Source organism: Kutzneria kofuensis (assembly GCF_014203355.1).
In the GTDB taxonomy this organism is placed as follows: Bacteria; Actinomycetota; Actinomycetes; order Mycobacteriales; family Pseudonocardiaceae; genus Kutzneria; species Kutzneria kofuensis.
In genome coordinates, this window is sequence record NZ_JACHIR010000001.1 from 4578207 (window position 1) to 4596876 (window position 18670).

19 protein-coding genes are annotated in these 18670 nt (G+C 71.2%); 16 read left to right on the top strand and 3 right to left on the bottom strand.

Annotation, left to right across the window (positions count from 1 at the left end; all coding sequences use genetic code 11):
* Positions 1-6: 6 nt before the first annotated feature.
* From BJ998_RS21175 to BJ998_RS21205, 7 genes are all read left to right on the top strand, one after another.
* Positions 7-759 carry a class I SAM-dependent methyltransferase gene (locus tag BJ998_RS21175; RefSeq protein ID WP_184864182.1) on the top strand — a complete coding sequence of 251 codons (753 nt, stop codon included), beginning with the start codon at positions 7-9 and terminating at the stop codon, positions 757-759.
* Positions 760-933: 174 nt separating this feature from the next.
* Entirely contained in the window at positions 934-2541 is a 1608-nt protein-coding gene (locus tag BJ998_RS49210) for a PP2C family protein-serine/threonine phosphatase (protein ID WP_221338081.1), read from the top strand.
* The gene (locus tag BJ998_RS21185; protein WP_184864184.1) at positions 2538-3602 is read left to right on the top strand and encodes a cobalamin B12-binding domain-containing protein; all 1065 of its coding nucleotides are present in this window, start codon (positions 2538-2540) and stop codon (positions 3600-3602) included. Before BJ998_RS49210 ends, BJ998_RS21185 begins: the two co-directional genes overlap by 4 nt.
* A 329-nt stretch (positions 3603-3931) precedes the next feature.
* Positions 3932-5359, top strand: coding sequence for a rifampin monooxygenase (gene rox, locus BJ998_RS21190; RefSeq protein ID WP_184864186.1), 1428 nt, complete (start codon positions 3932-3934; stop codon positions 5357-5359).
* 90 nt (positions 5360-5449) lie between these two features.
* Complete coding sequence (locus BJ998_RS21195) at positions 5450-5944, top strand: GNAT family N-acetyltransferase (RefSeq protein ID WP_246489404.1); 495 nt, start codon at positions 5450-5452, stop codon at positions 5942-5944.
* A 17-nt stretch (positions 5945-5961) separates the two neighbouring features.
* Entirely contained in the window at positions 5962-6255 is a 294-nt protein-coding gene (locus tag BJ998_RS21200) for a YciI family protein (RefSeq protein ID WP_246488633.1), read from the top strand.
* Between the two features lie 223 nt (positions 6256-6478).
* Positions 6479-6679: a hypothetical protein gene (locus tag BJ998_RS21205; protein ID WP_184864190.1), complete on the top strand. Its 201-nt coding sequence runs from the start codon at positions 6479-6481 to the stop codon at positions 6677-6679.
* Between the two features lie 20 nt (positions 6680-6699).
* On the opposite strand, the gene BJ998_RS21210 is transcribed toward BJ998_RS21205, so the two are convergent.
* Positions 6700-7854, bottom strand: a complete 1155-nt coding sequence (locus BJ998_RS21210; protein ID WP_184864192.1) for a hypothetical protein — start codon at positions 7852-7854, stop codon at positions 6700-6702.
* 72 nt (positions 7855-7926) lie between these two features.
* Between BJ998_RS21210 and BJ998_RS21215 the strand changes: the two genes are divergently transcribed.
* Positions 7927-8664, top strand: a complete 738-nt coding sequence (locus tag BJ998_RS21215; RefSeq protein WP_184864194.1) for a phosphoglyceromutase — start codon at positions 7927-7929, stop codon at positions 8662-8664.
* Positions 8665-8691: 27 nt separating this feature from the next.
* Here BJ998_RS21215 and BJ998_RS21220 read toward each other — a convergent pair whose 3' ends face one another.
* The gene (locus BJ998_RS21220; RefSeq protein ID WP_184864196.1) at positions 8692-9354 is read right to left on the bottom strand and encodes a helix-turn-helix transcriptional regulator; all 663 of its coding nucleotides are present in this window, start codon (positions 9352-9354) and stop codon (positions 8692-8694) included.
* Between the two features lie 58 nt (positions 9355-9412).
* On the opposite strand from BJ998_RS21220, the gene BJ998_RS21225 reads away from it, so the two are divergent.
* The 8 genes from BJ998_RS21225 (at position 9413) to BJ998_RS21260 (ending at position 17426) form a co-directional block, all read left to right on the top strand.
* The gene (locus BJ998_RS21225) at positions 9413-10282 is read left to right on the top strand and encodes an oxidoreductase (RefSeq protein ID WP_184864197.1); all 870 of its coding nucleotides are present in this window, start codon (positions 9413-9415) and stop codon (positions 10280-10282) included.
* A gap of 212 nt (positions 10283-10494) precedes the next feature.
* Positions 10495-11766, top strand: coding sequence for a sensor histidine kinase (locus BJ998_RS21230; protein ID WP_376775885.1), 1272 nt, complete (start codon positions 10495-10497; stop codon positions 11764-11766).
* On the top strand, positions 11763-12443 hold the full coding sequence (locus BJ998_RS21235; RefSeq protein WP_043721293.1) for a response regulator: 681 nt from the start codon (positions 11763-11765) through the stop codon (positions 12441-12443). Before BJ998_RS21230 ends, BJ998_RS21235 begins: the two co-directional genes overlap by 4 nt.
* A gap of 85 nt (positions 12444-12528) precedes the next feature.
* The gene (locus tag BJ998_RS21240; protein WP_184864198.1) at positions 12529-13515 is read left to right on the top strand and encodes a Ppx/GppA family phosphatase; all 987 of its coding nucleotides are present in this window, start codon (positions 12529-12531) and stop codon (positions 13513-13515) included.
* Positions 13512-14816 carry an Rv0497 family membrane protein gene (locus BJ998_RS47605; protein ID WP_246488634.1) on the top strand — a complete coding sequence of 435 codons (1305 nt, stop codon included), beginning with the start codon at positions 13512-13514 and terminating at the stop codon, positions 14814-14816. The genes BJ998_RS21240 and BJ998_RS47605 overlap by 4 nt, the downstream gene beginning before the upstream one ends.
* Positions 14817-15608 carry a sugar phosphate isomerase/epimerase family protein gene (locus tag BJ998_RS21250; RefSeq protein ID WP_221338084.1) on the top strand — a complete coding sequence of 264 codons (792 nt, stop codon included), beginning with the start codon at positions 14817-14819 and terminating at the stop codon, positions 15606-15608.
* Between the two features lie 49 nt (positions 15609-15657).
* Positions 15658-16584 carry a proline dehydrogenase family protein gene (locus tag BJ998_RS21255; RefSeq protein WP_184864199.1) on the top strand — a complete coding sequence of 309 codons (927 nt, stop codon included), beginning with the start codon at positions 15658-15660 and terminating at the stop codon, positions 16582-16584.
* A complete protein-coding gene (locus BJ998_RS21260; RefSeq protein WP_184864200.1) occupies positions 16581-17426 on the top strand; it encodes a thioesterase family protein in 846 nt (281 codons plus the stop codon). The genes BJ998_RS21255 and BJ998_RS21260 overlap by 4 nt, the downstream gene beginning before the upstream one ends.
* On the opposite strand, the gene BJ998_RS21265 is transcribed toward BJ998_RS21260, so the two are convergent.
* Complete coding sequence (locus tag BJ998_RS21265) at positions 17427-18644, bottom strand: erythromycin esterase family protein (RefSeq protein WP_184864201.1); 1218 nt, start codon at positions 18642-18644, stop codon at positions 17427-17429.
* Positions 18645-18670 lie beyond the last annotated feature (26 nt).

Genomic DNA, 18670 nt, shown 5'->3' on the forward strand with positions numbered 1-18670 from the left:
AATAACGTGAGCAAGCGAGCCGATTTCTACGACGCTCCGGCGCACGACTATCTGCGTTACTGGGACGGCCGTGACTACGAGAACGCGGCGGAGCAGGCCGCGATCCGCCGGCTGCTGCACGGCCGGCGTTTCGGTCACGCGGCCGATGTCGGTGGCGGCTATGGCCGGCTGTGCGTGCTGTTGCAGGAGTTCGCCGATCACGTGACCCTGGCCGAGCCGAGCAGCCGGCAGTTGGACATCGCCGAGACCTTCCTGGCCGACCACCCCCGCATCGAGCGCCGCCAGATGCAGGCCGACGGGCTGGCGTTCGAGGACGGTTCGCTGGACCTGCTGACGATGATCCGGGTGATGCACCACATCCCCGAACCCGGCGCCGAGTTCGCCGAGATCGCCCGCGTGCTGCGGCCCGGCGGCGTCGCCGTGATCGAAGTGGCCAACCTGGCGCACGCCCGCAACCGCGTGCGGTATCTGCTGAAGGGGCAACGGATCCCGCACCTGCCGGTGGACATTCGGTCACCGCAGAACCGGCACGACGAGGAGATCGCCTTCGTCAACCACAACCCGTACACGGTCATCGAGCAGTTGGCCCGGGCCGGCCTCCGGACCGAACGCATGCTCTCGGTGTCCAACCTGCGCAGCGCCGCCCTGAAGAAGGTGCTGTCGCACCGGGTTCACGTGGCGGCCGAGGTCGCCTGCCAGCGGGTGCTGGCCCGGACCTTCTTCGGCCCGAGCGTGTTCCTGTTGCTGCGCAAGGACTGATCCCGCCGCATCGGCGTTCGGGGAGCCGTGCCGGGACACGTTCGCTGCTTCCTCTGGTCATGATGGCCAACTTTGGCCATTGGCCTACTTTGAGGCTTACGTCCGGTTCTGGAATGGGTAGCGTGCGGCTGGTTGCGTGACCAACCGGCTGGCAAGGGAATCGCGGGCGCTGTTGTGAGCACATCGGAAGAGCGTTCGAGGCGACTGGCCGACGGCGAATACGGCTCGCCGATGCTGGATGCGCCATCCCCGGTCATAGTCCCCTCCCCGATCATTGCCGCGGGCTCGAACGGAAATCTGCTGGAGCTGGACGAGGTCGCTGACCTGGTGGCCTCCGCCGCCCGCACGGGTCTACCCCTGGACGACGGGGTGGCGTCTTGGCTTGCGGAGGCACGTCGGGCGGTCGCACGGCGGTCGGTCCGCGGGCGGATTGCCGGGCGCGGTTTCCCGGTGCACACGACCACGCGGGGCGACACCGTGGCTTGGTGGCTGCTCGACGAAACCGCAGAGCAGCCGACCAAGCGACTGCTCGAGGTGGAGCGGGAACGCACGGCGTTCCTGGCCCGCGCGTCCAACCTGCTGTCGTCGATGAACCTCGACCGCTGTATGGAGGTGACGGCGCAGCTGGCGGCGGAGTGCCTTGGCGATGCCGCTGTGGTCATCCACCCGTCGGACGGAACCACGCTGGCCACGGTCAAGTGCGTTCGTGGCGGGCAAGTGGTTCGGGAGACGGTCGACGCCGACCCGACGTCGGTACCCGGCCTGGACGTCGCGCTGACGTGGTTCCCGCCGGTGACCTTGCGCTGGATCGAGGCCGCCGACGTGCCGGAGTGGATCGTGCCTGCTGGACTCGGCCCGATCGGGTCCGCCGTGGTGGTGCCGTTGCCCGGCCAGGGCATGCCTTCGGGCGCGTTGGTACTGCTCCGGAAGTCCACCCGCGCGGTGTTCAGTGAGAACGCGGAAGTGTTCGTCCGGTTGTTCGCCGGCCGGGTGGGCACGGCGATGGCGGTGGCTCGGCTTTACGCCGAGCAGGCGAGCATCACCCAGATCCTCGCGCGGGACCTGGTGCCGCCACAGCTGCACCACGTGGACGGCATCGAGTTCGCCGGCGGTTACCAGCCGTCCGCCGCGACCGATCGGGTCGGCGGCGACTTCTACGACCTGCACCCGGCGGATACGGCCGGTTGCGAGTCCTTCCTCGTCCTCGGTGACGTGTGTGGGAAAGGGCTCGAGGCCGCGGTCGTGACCGGGAAGATCCGCAACACGCTGCGCGCGTTGCTGCCGTTGGCGCACGATCATCAGCGGATCCTGGCGATGCTGAACAGTGCCCTGCTGAGTTCGCACGACACGCGGTTCGCGACGCTCGTGTTCGCCTCGGCCGTACGGGAGGGGCCTGACGTCCGGCTACGACTGACCAACGCCGGTCACCTGCCGCCGTTGATCGTGTGCAACGACGGGACGGTGACGGAAGCTCGTACCCGAGGCTGTCTCGTCGGCGTGTTGCCGGCGGTTCAAGCGAACACCGCTGTCGTCCGGCTGGCGCCTGGAGAGTCGTGCCTGCTGTACACCGACGGCATCACGGAGGCGAAAGGCGGCCCGCTGGGCGACGCGTACTTCGGTGAGCGACGGTTGAAGGACGCGTTGGCCGAATGTGCCGGCCTGCCCAGTGAAGCGATCGTGGAACGCGTGCACATGCTTGCCGCGGAATGGATCGGTGACAACCAGCACGACGACATAGCTGTCGTCGCCATCACGGCGCCCAGGCAGCAGGGCACGCGATGACACCCGCCGATCGGCTCGACCGGTTGTGGCAGACGGTCCTGGCTGGTGACGAGCGCGCCGCGGTCGGTGCCGCCTTCGCCGCGCTGGACGACGGCCTTGGCCTCGAGGACGTGCTGCTTGAGGTGATCGCCCCGATCCAGGCCAAGGTCGGGCTGGAGTGGGCGGCCAACCAGATCAGCGTGGCGCAAGAGCACGCGGCGACCGCGATCAACGGCCGAGTGATCGCCGCGCTGACCCGTCACTCGGCCGCTCGCGTCGAGCCACGACACGGCCGGATCACCGTGGCCTGCATCGATGGCGAGTGGCACGCGCTGCCCGCGCGGCTGCTTTCGGAAGTGTTGCGGCTACGGGGATGGCAGGTGGACTTTCTCGGTGCCACGGTCCCGACCCAGCACCTGATCGCCCACCTGCGCCTGGCCGGGCCGGACGCGGTGGCCCTGTCCAGCTCGGTCGCGACCCGGTTGCCCACCGCGCACGCGACCATCATCGCCTGCCAGGCCGCGGGCATCCCGGTCTTCGCCGGTGGTGCGGCGTTCGGCGGCGACGGCCGGTACGCGCACATGTTCGGCGCCAACGTGTGGGCGCCGAACGCGCGCCGAGCCGCCGACCTGCTGGCCGGTGGACTGCCGCGGCCGAAGCTTGCTCAGCCCCGCCAGCCGGTCGACGACCTGCCGCACCTGGCCGACCATGAGTACACGCTGGTCGCCCGGACTGCTCGGTCCCTGGTCAGGCAGACCATGGCTGACCTGATGGAACGGTTGCCGGCGATGAAGCGGTACACCAGCCAGCAACTCGATCACACGGCCGCGGACATCGCCCACATCGTCGACTTCCTGGCCACCGCGCTCTACACGAACTCGCCGGAGCTGTTCGCCGGTTTCCTGCGCTGGACCGCCGAGATCCTGATGGCGCGTGGCGTGCCCGGCCAGGTCCTGCTCCCGACCCTCGACGTCCTGGCCGCAGGACTCAAGGACGCCACCCGAGCGAGCCGGCTGCTCAAAGAGGTGCGTGCCGACCTCGACGACCGCTATCCCAACTGGTCGCGGCAACGGTTCAGGTAGGCCAGGAGCCGCGCACGTAGCGCAAGCTCCACTTCGAATTCGATGCGCTCGTCCGCGAGCGGGACAGGCGTGTCCGCCGAGTTTCTCCCCCGTAAGCCGATCCGTCCACGAGTGGTCCGCGGTGAATAGAAGGAGAGCATTCACTCCCTCCACTTTCAACGTATAACGCACTGGGGGTCTTGCGGCAAGACCCCGGTCTTCCCGCAGAATCTCCGGCCGAAGCCAGTTCCTGCGGAAATCAGGGATTCGTGAACTACGTGCGCTCGCGGATGTTCGCCGCCGGACCGCGCGCAGCAGCTGGCCGAAATACAACCTTTGAACGGGGCTTCATGTTCGACGTGATCGTTGCTGGCGGCGGACCGACCGGCTTGATGCTGGCCTGTGAGTTGCGGCTGCACGGTGTGCGCGTGCTCGTGCTGGAGAAGGAGGCGGAGCCGAACAAGGTGGTTCGTGCGCTCGGCCTGCACGTGCGCAGCATCGAGGTGATGGACCAGCGGGGTCTGCTCGAACAGCTCCTCGCGCAGGGCACGCAGTCCCCACTCGGCGGCTTCTTCGCCGGCATTTCCAAGCCGGCGCCGGACCGGCTGGACACCGCACATCCCTACGTCCTCAGCGTCTCGCAGCCCACCGTCGAGCGACTGCTGACCGAGCACGCCGCCGCGCTCGGCACTGAGATCCGGCGTGGCAGCGAACTGGTCGGGCTGAGCCAGGACGACCATGGGGTGACCGTCGAGCTGGCTGACGGCACACAGCTGCGCTCGCGTTACCTTGCGGGCTGCGACGGCGGCCGCAGCACTGTGCGCAAGCTGCTCGGCGTCGGCTTCCCCGGGGAGCCCGCCAGACACGAGTGGCTGCTGGGCGAGATGGAGGTGGCCGTGCCGCCGGAGACGGTGGCCGCCGTGATGGCCGAAGTCCGCAAGACCGAGAGGCGGTTCGGCATCGGGCCCTTCGGGGAAGAAGGGGTGTACCGCGTCGTCGTGCCCGCCAAGGGAGTGGCCGAGGACCGCAGGCCGCCGACCCTCGAGGAGATCAAGCACCAGCTGCGGATGGTCACCGGCGCCGACTTCGGCGTGCACTCACCGCGCTGGCTGTCCCGCGTCGGTGACGGCACTCGGCAGGCTGAGCGCTACCGGGTCGGCCGGGTGCTGCTGGCCGGCGACGCGGCGCACATCCACCCGCCGATGGGCGGGCAGGGCCTCAACCTCGGTATCCAGGACGCGTTCAACCTGGGCTGGAAACTGGCCGCCGAGGTCGGCGGCTGGGCCCCGGAGGGGCTGCTGGACAGCTACCACGCCGAACGGCACCCGGTGGCCGCCGCCGTGCTGGACCACACCCGCGCGCAGAGCGAGCTGACGTCCCCGGAGCCGGGCCCGCAGGCGGTGCGCCGGCTGATCGCGGAGCTGATGGACTTCGAGGACGTGAACCGGCGCCTGATCGAGAAGCTCACCGCGATCGGGGTCCGCTACGACTTCGGCGAGGGGCATGAACTGCTCGGTCGGCGGCTGCGGGACGTGGGGCTGAAGCGGGGGCGCCTCTACGAGCTGATGCACGGCGGCCGCGGGCTGCTGCTCGACCAGACCGGCCGGCTCTCGGTGGCGGGCTGGGCGGATCGGGTCGACCACGTCGTCGACGTCAGCGAGGAACTGGACGTGCCCGCGGCGCTGTTGCGGCCGGACGGCCACGTGGCGTGGGTCGGTGAAGACCAGCAGGACTTGCTTGCCCAGCTGCCACGGTGGTTCGGCGCCGCCACCAGCTGAACGCGCAGTTGTGGCTCGGCGGGGCCGGGGCTGTCTCCGGCCGAGTTCGACACGGCCGCACAGGGTGGTGTGTACCGTGCTCCGGTGCCCATGATCGAACGCATGCGGCTTGACCATGCCGCTGCCGTACTCGTGTTCGAGCGGGAGAACCGCGCCTATTTCGCGGCGTCGGTGTCCGACCGGGGTGACGACTACTTCACGGGATTCCAGCAGCGGTTTCGCCTCCTGCTCGCGGAGCAGGACGCCGGCGTGTGCCATTTTCATGTGGTGGTCGGAGACGACGGTCAGGTGCTGGGCCGGGTGAACCTGGTCGACGTGGCCGATGGCTCCGCTGAGCTGGGATTCCGGGTCGCGCAGAAGGCCGCGGGCCAGGGGGTGGCCACCGCCGCTGTGCGCCAGGTGTGCGCGACGGCGGCGCGGGATTACGGGCTGCGGAGCCTGCGGGCTTCCGCGGCAGCCGACAACGCCGGCTCCCGGGCAGTGCTCAGCCGCGTCGGGTTCGTCCCGACAGGCGAGGAGATCCTCCTGGCCGGCCGTCCCGGGCATCGTTACCTCCTGTCGCTGGCCGGTCCCACGCCGCACTGAGCGGCTTCATCGAGTGCGTGGTGGAGACTGCGGGCCGCACCATGTGGGAGTTCTCCGGCGGTCGGACCGGCGGCAACCGGTACCTGGTGCTGGGCCTCGGCGCGGGGCCGGCCGCCGACCTCGCCGTGCCGTCCGACCAGGACGAGCTGATCGCGTACGGGCCGTTGCTGTCCGACGACGGCGCCAGTTGGCTGGGTACGGCGGTGCTGGTCCGGGCATCGGACCCGGCCACGGCGCGCGCCGTCCTGACCGCGGGTCGGTACGCCGACATCGAGGTGCACAACTGGCAGTTCGGCGGGCGGCCGTCCTGAGGATTCGACCCGTCTGACTGTCCACAGTGGATAAGGGACTGCCCCGGACCAGGGGGGTGGGTGCCGGGGCAGTCGGTGCTCGCCTCCGTCATGGGGGGAGGGACGGGGCGTGCGGTACAAGGGTACGTCCACCGCGCCAGTTTCACCGGATCGGCGCTCGATTGCCGGTATCGCTGCTGATCAACGCGATGTACGGTGCCGTGCATGGGGTCTGCGACCTGACATGGGCGGCGACGAGGACGACGAGGAGCTGCCGGACTACCGCGAGCCGAGGACGGTGTGCCACCTGTGCGGCGGAGTGGGCGAGATCGCCCACCCGGTGCTGGGGGTCCTGGGCGGCGTGCCGAGAACGGTGAACGCGGGCAGGGTCTGCTACCTGTGCGAGGGCGATTCGGCGTTGCCGGGGCAGTGCCCGCCGCTCTGAGCCGGCCGACACCCGCCGATCTACCGGACGTCGGCGGAGAACAGGCGCGGGGCGTACTCGGGGAGGGCGGGGCCGATCCGGACCGGCACGCCACTACCGAGGTCCAAGGCCTGGAGCTGGGTGGTGACGGGCTGGTGGATGCTGATCGGGTGGCTGTGGCGCAGGAGGTACAGCCGGCCGGGGTGGCGCACTGAGAAAGCCAGGCCGGCGACGGCCGGCAGGGTGGCGTCGAGCAGGGAGTACACCCGTCGGGCGCCGGAGGACAGGTCGACGGTGACGACCTGGGTGGGGTCGGTCGGCCGAGCGGCGGAGATGCCGAAGGCGAGGGAGCGGCCGCCGGGGGACAGGGCGCTGTCGGCCAGCGTGACACCGGAGAACCAGGCGTCGGGGAGCAGGGTGAACTGGCCACGCCTGACCAGCCAGTAGCCGGCGAAGGTGTGCACCAACGCGACGCCGTCGGCGCTGAGCTGGAAGCCGTCGGCGATGCTGCCGTCGGGGGCCTGCACGGGGGAGAACTGGCCGCCGCGGGAGGCCGAGACGATGGTGCCGGACTCGGTGACGGAGTAGAGGCGGTCGTCGCCGTAGGCCAGGGGGAACCGGATGTCCTTGGCGCCGAAGCGAAGGGCCCCCTCGTACTGCAGAGCCGGCAACCCACCCGGGCCGCCGAGGGCGGCGGGGTAGGTGCCGAGGACATGCGGCCGGGTGAAGGGCAACGCTGGGTAACCGCGGAGGACATAGCCGCCGTCGACGGGCTCCATGGTGACGATCTCGGTCCCGGCCGGCGTGAGGTCGATGGGCACCTCGGAGTGGTGCACGGTGAGCCGCAGAGGCGCCACCCACGAAGCCTGAGCGGCACCGATGCCGAGGGTGAGAGTCCTTGTGCCGTCGGCATTGTCGACGTCGAGGTCGACGGCGTCGAAGAGGAAGCGGAAGCCGGCGCGGGAAGCGCCGCTGACCATGGTGCCGGTGCTGACGGCGGTCCCGAAGCGCAGAGTGCGGGGCACACGGTTGTCCTCGACGGCGACGCTGCCGTCGGCGCCGTAGACACGGAGCGTGGTGCCGCCGACCTCGTAGTGCTCGGCGGTGCCCAGCACGTGTTCGTCCAGGACGGGCGTGGCCTGGGCGACGCCCGACCCCACCAGCAGCAGCGCGGCCACGACCGGCACAAGCCTCACGATTGCCCCCATCTTCCCAGTTCCGAGGTGACCGTAGCGGATCACCGAACCCCGTCTGGCAGGCTTGCCGCCATGAGCCTTGTCCTGCTGCGTCACGGTGAGAGCGTCTGGAACGCCGAGAACCTGTTCACCGGTTGGGTGGACGTCCCCCTGTCCGACAAGGGCCTCGCGGAGGCGAAGCGCGGCGGTGAGCTGCTGAAGGACGCGGGCCTGCTGCCTGACGTCCTGCACACCTCGCTGCTGCGCCGCGCGATCTCCACGGCCAACATCGCGCTGGACACCGCCGACCGGCACTGGATCCCGGTCCGCCGCGACTGGCGCCTCAACGAGCGCCACTACGGCGCCCTCCAGGGCAAGAACAAGAAGCAGACCCTGGAGGAGTACGGCGAGGAGCAGTTCATGCTCTGGCGTCGCTCGTACGACACCCCGCCGCCGGAGATCGAGCTGGGCAGCGAGTTCAGCCAGGACGCCGACCCGCGCTACGCCGACCTCGGCCCGACGGCGCCGCGCACGGAGTGCCTGAAGGACGTCGTCACCCGGCTGCTGCCGTACTGGGAGTCGGCGATCGTGCCGGACCTCAGGGCGGGCAAGACCGTCCTGGTCGCGGCGCACGGCAACTCGCTTCGTGCCCTGGTCAAGCACCTGGACGGCGTCTCCGACGAGGCGATCGCCAAGCTGAACATCCCCACCGGCATCCCGCTGCGCTACGACCTGGACGAGAACCTGAAGCCGGTCACGCCGGGCGGCACCTACCTCGACCCGGACGCGGCCGCGGACGCCATCCAGGCCGTCGCCAACCAGGGACGCTGAGCCGACGGGCCGCCAACGGCGTCGGCCCTACCGAACCCCGAGGTCGCGTGCCCGCAGCCCGGCCTGGAAGCGGGAGTCGGCCTCCAGCAGCTCCATCAGCTCGGCCACGCGCCGCCGGTAGGTCCGCAGCGACAGGCCGAGCTTGCGCGCCGAGGCCTCGTCGGTGAGCCCGGAGCCGAGCATCTTGGCCACCTCACGGTTGCGCTCGTCCAGCGTCGGCTCGTCGAAGTCGGCGAGGTCCACGCCCGAGTCCCAGGTGACCTCGAACAGCATGGCCAGGCCGGCGACCACGTCCGGGGCCTGCACGATCGCGTAGTTGCGCACGCCGTCGACCGGCGGGCCGGCGGTGATCGCGATCCTGCGGTCGATGATGATCGTCTCGTGCGGCAGCGGCGTGCGGCAGATCCGCACCCCGACGCCGACACCAACGAGCTCGGTCAACTCCGCGGCGTACGCCGTGTCGGCGAACACCTCCGGGTTGTAGACCTTGCGCATGCGCACACCCGACGCGATGCGCCGACGCACCCGCTCGACGATGCCGTCGCGCATTTCCATCATGGCCCAGGTGGACAGGTCGCGAGCCGCGCAGGTGAACTCGTGCTTGGCCTCGAACAGGTGCTGCGCCCTCGCGCAAAGCTCGCGCTCGCCATGAAGGACGACGACGTGGTCCACGGGTTCAGTCTCCGCCATCGTGGACACTTCTGGCCAACAGCGAGCGTTCGCCCGGCGCGAAGACGAGGCTGGGCTCATGACATCGAACATCTCCGCGACGAAGGCGGGGCACTGGGACCTCGGCGGACGGCAGGTGGCGCGCCTCGGCTACGGCACGATGCAGCTCACCGGCCCGGGCGTGATGGGCCCGCCCAGGGACCGCGCCGAGGCGGTCGCCGTGCTGCGCCGGGCCGTCGAGCTGGGCGTCAACCACATCGACACCAGCGACTACTACGGCCCGTACGTGGCCAACGAGATCCTCCGCGAGGCGCTGCACCCGTACACCGACGACCTGGTCCTGGTGACGAAGGTCGGCGCGCGCCGCACCCCGGACGGCGGGTGGCCGGAGGCGCTGAGCCCGGACGAGCTGCGCGAGGCCGTGCACGACAACCTCAGGCGGCTGGGCGTCGAGCAGATCGGCGTGGTCAACCTGCGCATGCCCGGCTTCGCCGAGCCGGAGGACCGCTCCGTGGAGGAGCCGTTCACGGTGCTGGCCGAGCTCCGTGAGCAGGGCCTGATCGGGCAGCTCGGCGTGAGCAACGTCACGCCGGCCCAGCTCGCGGAGGCGCAGAAGATCGCGCCGGTCGTCTGCGTGCAGAACCTCTACAACATCGTCCAGCGCCGGGACGAGGAGCTGGTCCGCATCTGCGCCGACCAGGGCATCGCCTACGTGCCGTTCTTCCCGCTCGGCGGCTTCGAGCTGGTCTCCGACCCGCGGGTGAAGGCGGTCGCCGACCGCCACAACGCGACCGTGCCGCAGGTGGCGCTGGCCTGGCTGTTCCAGCGCTCGCCGAACCTGCTGGCGATCCCGGGCACCTCCTCGGTCGCGCACCTGGAGGAGAACATCGCCGGGGCGTCGCTGCGGCTGTCCGAGGAGGACGTCGCGGCGCTCGACGGCATCGCCTGACGTTCACCCCGCCGAGCGACCGCGTTGTCACATGAGCCACTCATGTGGGCTCCGGAAGCCACGTGAGTGGCTCATGTGACACCCCAAGGACACGGTTGGGTGAACGGCAGCTGACGCGGGGTGGAACACTGCCGCGCCCAGGTGTAGCCGGTGTCACGGTTGCGCCCTGAGGGGTAGGCCGGCAGGCCCCTGACCTGCTTACGATGCGTGCCGTGACCGCATCGGGCTATCTCGCCCTGTCGATCGGCCTACTGGTGATCGGCTTGCTGGTTGGTTCCCTCATCGGCCGCGCCGCGGCCAGACGGACCGCATCGCAGCCGGTCGTCCTCACCGTTTCCGATCTCGTGCAGCGCGTGGTGCACTCCGCGCACAACGGCGTCGTCGTGCTCAACCACTTCGGCGACGTCGTGCTGCACAACCCGCGCGCCGCCGCGCTGGGCGTGGTCCGGGGCAGCCAGGTCGACGACCGCGCCCGCAAGGCCGCGGAGCTGGTCGCCGCCTCCGGCGAGGTGATGGAGGTCGACCTGTCGCCGCTGCAGGCGCGCGGCGGCCGGCAGCCCGAGGCGGTCCGCGGCGAGGTCCGGCCGCTCGGCGACGGCTTCACCGTGGTCGACGCGAGCGACGAGTCCGAGGCCGTCCGGCTGGAGGCGATCCGCCGCGACTTCGTCGCCAACGTCAGCCACGAGCTCAAGACCCCCGTCGGCGCGCTGGCGCTGCTGGCCGAGGCGGTCCTGGACGCCGCCGACGACCAGGCCGAGGTGCGCCGGTTCAGCAGCAAGATCCTGCACGAGGCGACCCGGCTGGGCCGCCTGGTCACCGAGCTGATCGCGCTGTCCCGGCTGCAGGGCGCCGAGCAGCTGCCGGAGATGACCCCGGTCGGGGTGGACGAGGTCGTGCGCGAGGCGCTCGGCCGCAGCCGGCTGGCCGCCGAGTCCGCCGGCATCGAGATCACCACCGACGACAACAGCGAGCTCGTCGTGGACGGCGACCGGACGCTGCTGGTCACGGCGCTGAGCAACCTGCTGGACAACGCCATCGCCTACTCGCAGCCGGGCAGCCCGGTGTCGGTCAGCCGCCGCACCGAGGACGGCTTCGTCGAGATCGCGGTCACCGACCGCGGCATGGGCATCGCCCCCGACCAGCAGCACCGGGTGTTCGAGCGGTTCTACCGGGCCGACCCGGCGCGCTCGCGGATGACCGGCGGCACCGGGCTGGGGCTGGCCATCGTCAAGCATGTCGCCGCCAACCACGGCGGCGAGGTGAAGCTGTGGAGTCTGCCCGGCACCGGGTCGACCTTCACGCTGCGGATCCCGGCCCACGGCGCGCCCGCGCCGCGGGCCGGCGACGAACCGGAAGGAACGCGGCCCGAACCGGCCGTGACCGACAGGAACAACGGGCACGTCCCGACCGGAGACACCAGGCTCGTCCCGACCGGGGCGGACGGTGCGGACGCCGTCGACGGCGATCATGGAGGAAAGCTGTGACCAGGGTGCTCATCGTCGAGGACGAGGAGTCCTTCGCCGATCCGCTCGCCTTCCTGCTGCGCAAGGAGGGCTTCACCGCCGCGCTGGCCGGCACCGGCCAGGAGGCGCTCGAGGAGTTCGACCGCAACGGCGCCGACATCGTGCTGCTCGACCTGATGCTGCCCGGCATGAGCGGCACGGACGTGTGCAAGGCGCTGCGCCAGCGCTCGGCCGTGCCGGTGATCATGGTCACGGCGCGGGACAGCGAGATCGACAAGGTGGTCGGCCTCGAACTGGGCGCCGACGACTACGTCACCAAGCCGTACTCGGCCCGGGAGCTGATCGCCCGCATCCGCGCCGTGCTGCGTCGCGGCGGCGAGTCCGAGGAGCTGTTGCCGCAGGTCCTGGAGGCCGGCCCGGTCCGGATGGACGTGGAACGGCACGTGGTCACCGTGGACGGCGCCGAGGTGTCGCTGCCGCTCAAGGAGTTCGACCTGCTGGAGTACCTGCTGCGCAACGTGGGCCGGGTGCTGACCCGGGGCCAGCTGATCGACCGGGTGTGGGGCGCGGACTACGTCGGCGACACCAAGACGCTGGACGTGCACGTCAAGCGGCTGCGCTCCAAGATCGAGCCGGACCCGTCCGCCCCGCAGCACCTGGTGACCGTGCGCGGGCTCGGCTACAAGTTCGAGTCCTGATCCCGCCGCGTGCCCCATCCGGTGGAAGCGCTTCACCGGATGGGGGATTACGGGATTGTCACGCCCGCCAGGTACGGTGCTCCGCGTGCGCCTAGGGGTGCTTGATGTCGGGTCGAACACTGTCCACCTGCTGGTGGTGGACGCGCATCGTGGTGCCCATCCGACGCCGATGAGCTCGGAGAAGTCGGTGCTGCGGCTGGCCGAGCAGCTCACCGGCAGCGGCACGCTGTCCAAGCACGGGGCCGACACGCTGGTCAAGGCGGTCGCCGACGGCAAGGCGTCGGCCGCCCAGTTCGGCTGCGAGGACCTGATGGCGTTCGCCACCTCGGCGGTGCGCGAGGCCGGCAACTCCGCGACCGTGCTGGAGCGCGTGCGCAAGGAGACGGGCGTCGACCTGCAGGTGCTCACCGGTGAGGACGAGGCCCGCTACACCTTCCTGGCGGTGCGCCGCTGGTACGGCTGGTCCGCCGGCCGGCTGCTGAACCTGGACATCGGCGGCGGCTCGCTGGAGATCGCCGTCGGCCGCGACGAGAGCCCGGACCTGGCCTGCTCGATCCCGCTGGGCGCGGGCCGGGTCACCCGGACCCGGTTCAAGCACGACCCGCCGAGCCGGCACGAGCTGCGCGACACGGTCGAATGGATCGACGAGCAGCTCGCCCCGGTGGCCAAGCGGGTGCTCCGGCTGGGCGAGCCGGACCTGGTCGCCGCCACCTCGAAGACGTTCCGCACGCTGGCCCGGCTGACCGGCGCCGCCCCGTCCGGCCAGGGGCCGCGGGTGCGGCGGGTGCTCACCCACTCGGGGCTGCGCCAGCTGATCGCGTTCATCTCCCGGATGTCCGCCGCGGACCTGGCCGAGCTGGAGGGCGTCAGCGCCGGCCGGTCGGCGCAGCTGGTCGCCGGCGCACTCGTGGCGGAGGCCACCATGCGAGCGTTGTCACTCACAGAACTCGAGATCTGCCCCTGGGCGCTGCGCGAAGGTGTCATCCTTCGGCGACTGGACCACACGGACGGCGCTGCGCCGCCCGGCGAGACTGGACGGACGGCGCACTTCGGGGCACGGTGGAATCAATGAGTCGAGAAAGCGGTTCCGAGCGCAGTCAGCGCACGGTCGCGGAGTTGCTCGCCCAGTACGGGGCCAACTCCGACGACGGTGCGCCCAGACGTCGTCGGCGCCGGGCCGACGAGCCGTCCGACACGTCGCCCCAGACGATCATCGACCGGGTGCTGTCGGACAGCGGCAACCTGATGGCCATCCGTGACGACGCGGAGGAGACCACCGTCGGCACGCAGCCGCCGGTGCGCCAGCAGCAGCCGCCGACGCCGCCCGCGGCGACGTCGCAGCAGCTGCCCAAGCGGCCGGTGCAGCAGCCGCCGCAGGCCGGGCCGCAGCAGTCCCCGCCGCCGCCCATGCCGCCGGCGGGCCCCCAACAGCAGCAGCCGCCCGCGGCCGCTCCGCAGCAGACTTCCACGGGCATGCGCCCGCCGGTGCGCCCCGGCGCGCCCGCCGCGCCGGCGGCCGGTCGCACGCCTCCGCCGCCACCGCCGCGCATCGAGTCGTCACGGACCAACCTGTCGCGCGCCGACCTGATGCGGCAGGGGCCCCAGCAGGCGCCGCAACAGCCGTCGGGGCAGCAGCAGGCACCCCAGCAGCCGTCGCAGCAGCCGCCCACCGGCTACTTCCGGCCGACGCCGCCCGGCACGCCACCGCCGGTGGACGCCACCGCGGACACCACGCACCTGCGCCCGATCACCCCGGACACGCCGCCGCCGAACCCGTTGGCGAACCGGCTGGCCGGCGCGCCGCCGCAGGAGGGCGTCACCGAGCAGCTGCCGCGCATCCCGGCGGCGGTCGGCGAGAGCACGCAGGCGCATCCGGGGCCGCTCGTCGACGACGATGACGACCCCTTCGCCGGCGTTGGCACGCAGACGCCGATGGAGAGCACGCAGGCGCACGCCGGCCCGTACGTCGACGAGGGCGACGAGGACTACGAGTACGACTACGAGCAGGAAAACGCCTTCTCGTACGCCGTGGACCACGACGCCGCGCCCGCCGGTGTCGGCGGCTCGCTGGCCGTCGAGGACGAGGAGGACGGCGAGGAGGCCGAGGGCTCCCCGGCCAAGCAGTGGCTGATGATGATCGCCCAGCTGGCCATCGGCGTCGTCGGCGGCGCCGCGCTCTGGCTCGGCTTCCAGTGGCTGTGGAACGCGCTGCCGGCGGCGGCGCTGGCCGCCGCGGTCGCGGTGATCGTCGCGCTGGTGATCGTCGTGCGGCGCATCCGCAAGGCCGACGACCTGCAGACCATGGTGCTCGCCGTGCTCGTCGGGTTGATCGTGACGGTGTCGCCGGCCGCGCTGCGGCTGATCGGGCACTAGTTGTCCGGTCGACACATCCCGATCGGGCTGTCCACCGCGTCGGTGTACCCGGAGCCGGTGGGCGCGGCCTTCGAGCTGGCCGGCGACCTCGGCTACGACGGTGTCGAGGTCATGGTCTGGGCCGACCCGGTCAGCCAGGACATGGACGCGCTGCTGGACCTGTCCGACCGGCACGGCGTGCCGGTGCTGGCCGTGCACGCGCCGTGCCTGCTGATCAGCCAGCGGGTGTGGTCCCCGGACCCGGTGATCCGGCTGCGTCGCGCGGTGACCGCCGCGCAGGTGCTGGACGCGCCGACCGTGGTCGTGCACCCGCCGTTCCGCTGGCAGCGTCGCTACGCCGACCGCTTCACCGAGCTGGTCGAGGAGCTGAACGAGACCAGCGGCATCGCGATCGCCGTGGAGAACATGTTCCCGGTGCGGCTGCGCGGCACCGAGCTGTCGGCGTTCAAGCCGTCCGTGGACCCGACCGACGTCGGGCACCGGCACTACACGCTCGACCTCTCGCACACCGCCGCCGCGCAGATGGACCCGCTGGCGATGGCGCAGCGCATGGGCAAGGGCCTGGTGCACGTCCACCTCGCCGACGGCAGCGGCGCCGCCCGCGACGAACACCTCGTGCCCGGTCGTGGCATAGCGCCCTGCGCGACGCTCTGTGAACAGCTCGCCGCCTCGGACTTCTCCGGGCAGGTCGTGCTGGAGGTGAACACCCGAAAGGCCCGTGGTCCGGGCGAGCGGGCGGCGGAACTGGCCGAGGCGCTGCTCTTCGCACGGCTGAATCTCGGGCAGAACTGATCGGTAACTTCGGTAACCGTGATCGTCCGATGGGACGTAGAGTCACGCCGTGCATCCGCTGCGAACCCTGATTCTCGCGGCCGGCGCCAACGATGCCGTCCGCAGGCTCGTGGCGACGGCGCCGGTGAGCCGGGACGTCGTGCGCCGGTTCGTCGCGGGTGAGAGCACGGACGACGTCGTCGACGTCACCGCACGCCTGGTGGCCGACGGGCTGTCCGTGTCGCTGGACTACCTGGGCGAGGACACCACTGACGAGCGGCTCGCCGAGCAGACCGTGCAGGCGTACCTGCGGCTGCTCGACCGCCTGCACGTCGACGGGCTGTCCGCGCGTGCCGAGGTGAGCGTGAAGCTGTCGGCCGTGGGCCAGGCGCTGGACGAGCGCCTCGCCCTCGACAACGCCTCGCGCATCGCCGCGGCGGCGGAGCAGTGCGGCACCACGATCACGTTGGACATGGAAGACCACACGACCACCGACTCCACGCTGCGCGTGCTGGCCGAACTGCGGCGGCAGTGGCCGTGGGTCGGCGCCGTGTTGCAGGCGTACCTGCGCCGCACCCTCGACGACTGTGTGGCGCTCGCCGGCAGCGGGTCCCGCGTTCGGCTGTGCAAAGGGGCATATGCGGAGCCGTCGTCGGTGGCGTTCGCGCACCCGCACGAGGTCGATCTCAGCTACGTACGCTGCGCCAACGCGCTGCTGGCCGGTCGCGGCTACCCGATGTTCGCGACCCACGATCCGAGACTTGTCGCCGTGATCGCCGAACGCGCGCTGTGGTACGGCCGTAAACCAGGTAGCTACGAATATCAGATGCTGTACGGAATCCGACCCGACGAGCAGCGACGGCTCGTCAACTCAGGTGAGGCGGTGCGTGTCTACGTGCCCTACGGCGAACAGTGGTACGGCTACCTGATGCGGCGGCTGGCCGAACGCCCCGCGAACACGGCGTTCTTCCTCCGGTCCCTGGTCGGGCGGTCATGAGCGCCGGACAGGCGGCGGCGATCCGGCCCTTCTCGGCCGCGTCCGCCGTCCGCCCGCTCGGCGACGGCACCGCCACCGCGACCCTGCCCGCGGACTGGACCGTCGGCACCAAGCCGCACGGTGGCTTCCTGCTCGCGCTGCTGGCCCGGGCCGGTGTGCAGGTGTTGGAGGGTTCCGGCAGCGAGCTGCTCGACCCGCTCGCGGTCAGCGCCCAGTTCCTGCGCGCCCCGTCGGTCGGGCCGGTCATGCTGCGCACCGAGATCCGCAAGACCGGGCGGACCGTGGTGGTCGTGCGGGTCAGCCTTGAACAGCGTGGTTCGGCGTGTGTCGAGGCCATGGTCACGATCGGCCGGCTGCCCGAGGAGCGGCCGGCGTGGCGGGATCTCCCCGAGCTGCCCGTGCTGCCGCCGGCCAACGCCATCGACCTGGGCTCCCTGCCCAACGCCGTCGGCGTGTTCAAGCTGGCCCGGGCGTGCGAGGTGGTCGTCGACCCCATCGGGGCCGGCTTCCTCGAACGCCGCACCGGCGACCCGCTGCGCCTGCGCATGTGGGTCCGTCCCCGCGGCGGCGAGCAGCCCGACCCGTTCTTCGCGCTGGTGGCCGGTGACATCGCGATGCCGCTGACGTTCAACCTCGGCCGTTTCGGCTGGTCGCCGACCGTGCAGCTGACCGGCCTGGTGCGGGCCCGCCCCGAGCCCGGCTGGCTGCGGGCCCAGGTCGAGTGCCGCGCCGTCCACGGGCAGTGGTTCGACCAGGACGCCACCATTCTCGACGCCTCCGGCCGGCTGGTCTGCCAGGCCCGTCAGCTGGCCCTGAGCCCGCAGGAGACCAACAGCTCCTGATCACCAGTACTGGACCCGTTTCCCGTCGGTGTCGGCGATGTAGATGACCGCGTCGGCGCCGTCGAGGTCGGCCGGGTTGAGCGGGAGGTGGCCGGGCACGATCGGTGTGCCCGTGCCGATGGCCGGCGGAAGCGCGGCGCGCAGGGCGTCGATCGGGAACAGGGCACGGCGGTTGGTCGCCTCGGCCAGCGCGCCCTGGAGCGTGCCCGGTTCGCTGTCGGGGCGGCCGTCGGTGGCCACGAACGCGTAGCGCTCGCCGAGGGCGAGCGCTACGAGCGCGCCGGCGCTGCCCCAGTGCGCCTCGTGGTCGCCGAACTGCATCTGCGACTGCCGGCGCTGCAGGTGCATGTTGTGCGCGAAGACCAGGCTCGGCCCGCGGTGTCGCTCCTGGGCGACGATGTCGAGCAGGTTGTCGGCCATCATCTCGGCGCGCAGGCTGAGCAGGGTCGAGACGCGGTCGGGCGCGGGGCTGGCCATGGCCGCGTGATAGCGCAGCAGGCTCTGGGCGGTACGCGCGTGCGCGAGGGCGTGGTCGTAGCCGGTCGGGTCGGCGGGGCGTAGAGCGGGGGCCGAGCGGCGCAGTGCGCTGGCGAGGTCGTCGGCGACGATGCGCAGGGCGCGTGCGCGGTCGGAGTCGCCGATGGACGCCGTGGGGTCGTACATGACCGCCGGGTTCGCCCAGTCAGCGTCGTCGCCGAGCAGTGCGTCGAGGTCGTGGGCCGATGCGGGGCGCAGCGCCGCCGGCAGGTAGCCGTCGACCGCGGACAGCGCGTGTCGCGGGCTTGGCGCAGTGGCGGTCTCCGTCGGCGCGTCGAAGCCGTAGAAGCGAATTCGGTCCTGTGGCGCGCGGTCGGTGTTGTGAGTGCGGAGCCATTCGACGAGTTCACGGTTGCCCGGCACGTTGCCGAACCCGTGGCTGAATCCGGTCGCCAGCACGGTGTCGATCTCCGCCGTGGCCCCGTTCACGTAGTCGTCGACGACGGCCGCGGCGAAGAAATCGATCTCCAGCGCGATCGACCGGTAGCCGCGCTCGACGAGGTGGGCGAGGAGTTCGTTGCGTAGCAACGGGAAAGCCTTGATCCCGTGGGTCGGCTCGCCGAGGGCGAGCAGGACCGGCGGCTCGGCCCGCGCGGCGAGCAGGTCGTCGACGGCACGGCCCAGGCCGGCCGAGTCGTCGAGTTGGCGGCCGATCGCACGCAGGGCGGTGGCAGTGGACATGGAGCACCCCTCTTCGGAAGGAACTC